Here is a 2,327-nt window from a genome sequence, read left to right as displayed (position 1 = left end):
ACAGGCGTTTCGAAAAGAAGAGTTAGCAAAGAAGGCGAGATCACCGCTTTAGATCTATCTGTTTTTGCTGCGCGTAAACTTTTCGAATACGGCAATTACAACAGAAACGACTTTTCTGGGGTGATTTTTGTAACACAGACACCCGACAACTTGTTGCCAAACAACGCAACCTACTGCCAAGATTTACTGGGTTTGCCTGAAAACATTGCAGCGTTTGATATTAATATCGCATGTTCAGGCTATCCGTATGGACTATTCGTTGCGGGAAGTCTAGCAAAATCAACGGGAAAGCTAGTACTTCTACTTGATGGAGATACACATTCGCATTTTGTGTCGCCAAAAGATAAGGTAACTGCTCTCCTTTTTGGAGATGCGGGAACGGCATCTGTTGTCTCACCAGACCCGAATGGCGGAATCTGGACATTCGATTTCGAAACAATTGGGTCTAAAAGATCTGCTCTGATAATTCCTGATGGCGGCTATAGAAATAGAATCAACGAATACAGTAGTCAGTACAAAGAATACGAAGATGGTGGTTATAGACGGCCGATAGATATGTATATGAACGGAATGGACGTTTACAATTTTGTGGCGAGAAATGTTCCAAAGAGAATTAAGGCTTTAATTGAACGAGCAAACGAATCGTCAGAAAGCATAGACTGGCTGGTATTGCACCAGGCAAATGAATATATGCTTAAACAAGTAGCAAGGAGTGTAAAGATCCCCTGGGAGAGAGTACCGATCTCAATTGGTAAATACGGAAATTCAAGTTCTCCAACTGTGCCCATTACTCTCTGTTCTGAACTAAAAGATGAATTAGAGAATGCAAATATAAAGAGCATTATCATGGCTGGTTTTGGAGGCGGTCTATCTATTGGTGCAGTTCATATGAAACTTGGAGAAGTGAAGTGTGCAGGAGTGTCCGACTATGAATAAGTGGATAGTAGTAACCGGCGCTTCAAGCGGTATTGGAAGGTGTACTGCAAGAACCATTATCGAAAGAGGCTCGAATGTTGTTTTGACTTCTAGAACAGCCGTCAAGCTTGAAGAAACTGTCAAAGGTTATTCAGAAGAAAAGTACGTAATAATTCCCTGGGATCTATCGGATCTTGATTCACTTCAGGATTATGCGAAAAAAGTCAAAGAGACAGTTGGACCTATATCCGGGCTTGTTCACTGTGCCGGGATACAAGAGACGCTGCCTCTCTCTCTTGTGAAGAAGCAGACGATATTCGATGTATTCAACCTGAACACTTTTTCCGCAATGCTGTTGGTTTCTATGTTCTCCAAGAACGGGTACTTTGCAGAAAACGCTTCTTTTGTGCTCATCTCTTCGTTGGCGGCACATGAGGGAGCGATGGGCAAATCAATTTATGCTGCCAGCAAAGGGGCATTTGAAGGATTCATTCCCGCAACGGCTTCAGAGCTTGCATTAAAAGGCATAAGACTGAACGCGGTTGTTCCAGGAATAGTGAAGACGGAAATGGTAGATGACTTCTTCAAAAACCTGTCCGATGAGCAAAAGAAGGCCTTTGAAGATTCATATCCTCTTGGGTTGGGAGATCCGGTTGATGTGGCCAACTTGATCGAGTATCTGTTATCTGACAAAGCGAAATGGATAACAGGCGAATGCTACAAAATTGATGGTGGCCATATGATAAGAAAAGCATGAAAGATCAAAGCGATGGGCAAAATATGTCTGTTGTTTCCCGGCTTTGGTAGTCAATATCCGGGAATGGCTAAAGCAATAACAGGAAAAGATATCGGTAATTCGAAAAGTCTAATAGACAGAGCAAGTGATTACCTTAATATAGATGTGTTTGACATGATTTGTAATCCAGAGAATGATTCGATGCTCGACTCAAGCGAACTAACGGCAATATCTTTGTTCGTGACATCTGCTTTGTATTTCGAGTTGCTGTTAGAGCGAGGGATTACTTACGACTTACTGGCAGGTCACAGTTTTGGAGAGTACTCACTCCTGTATGCAGCCAATATGCTCGGATTGGAAGATGGTCTTGAAGTGATACGGTGCTGGGCAGAGTTTACACAATCATCTTCAGACGAGGTCTGCAGTGTAGTAGCAGTTAACGGACTTTCAGCAGTTAAAGTCGAGGAGTTAATGAAAGGCTATAATGATATTTGGATCTCGGAGATTAATTCAAATTACCAGGTTGTAGTTGCTGGTTCAGAAGGGCAAGTTGGGAAATTATCCAAAGATTTACAAAACGCCGGGGCAATGGGAGTAGTTAAGTTGAATTTGAAGGTAGCTTATCATACCCCGTATATGCAAAAGGCAAGAGAAAAGTTAGGGGTACTCATGAGTA

The 2,327-nt window shown here is 42.3% G+C and carries 3 protein-coding genes; all 3 read left to right on the top strand.

The genetic code is table 11. The features are described from left to right. Nucleotides 1-936: 3-oxoacyl-ACP synthase III family protein (locus RJ60_RS15130; protein ID WP_103135287.1), on the top strand; the 936-nt coding region annotated here is incomplete at its 5' end. Then, complete coding sequence (locus RJ60_RS15125) at nt 929-1,672, top strand: SDR family NAD(P)-dependent oxidoreductase (RefSeq protein WP_103135286.1); 744 nt, start codon at nt 929-931, stop codon at nt 1,670-1,672. The genes RJ60_RS15130 and RJ60_RS15125, both read left to right, overlap by 8 nt. Before the next feature lie 63 nt (nt 1,673-1,735). Further along, nucleotides 1,736-2,327 (top strand): ACP S-malonyltransferase (locus RJ60_RS15120; protein ID WP_180979996.1); only part of this gene is annotated, 592 nt, incomplete at its 3' end.

The organism is Mesotoga sp. B105.6.4, from assembly GCF_002896535.1.
In the GTDB taxonomy this organism is placed as follows: Bacteria; Thermotogota; Thermotogae; order Petrotogales; family Kosmotogaceae; genus Mesotoga.
This window is presented reverse-complemented; position numbering and strand designations above follow the sequence as displayed.